This window comes from Cupriavidus sp. 05T313, assembly GCF_056396665.1.
Genome location: NZ_JBFTLX010000688.1, coordinates 1 through 389 on the forward strand (window position 1 = coordinate 1; position 389 = coordinate 389).

Sequence of the window (389 nt, forward strand, 5' to 3'; positions counted from 1 at the left end):
GCGCGACGGGGGCACAACTGCGCGGCAGTCGCGCTGGCCAACAAGAACGCGCGCGTCATCCAGGCGCTGCTCAGTAGCGACTCGACCTTTATGACGCGAAGCGCCGCCGCATAGCCCAAAAAACCGCTTGCAAGGAAGGAGATGCCCACGCAGGTTTGCGAAGCTTCTCAAAGCGATGACGAAATTGGTTGAACCAGCATCCTGAAGCCTGTTTTTTGTGCCGGCGGCCGCTATCAGGCACGCCGCGATTTTGCTAAGGACAGGGTGCGCGGATCTCATCGAGGCTGCGGGCGTGCTTCGGCTATCGTCCAAGTGCAAGCCGGATACATGCATGCAGACCGTTTCGACATCACGAACAAGAAGCTTGCAAAAGGCGTCGGGTCCATACA

Annotated in this window: 1 pseudogene; it reads left to right on the forward strand. The window is 58.9% G+C overall.

The features are described from left to right. Positions 1–114, forward strand: a pseudogene (locus tag AC1DKD_RS42390) (IS110 family transposase); the annotation flags it as partial. Between the last annotated feature and the right edge of the window lie 275 nt (positions 115–389).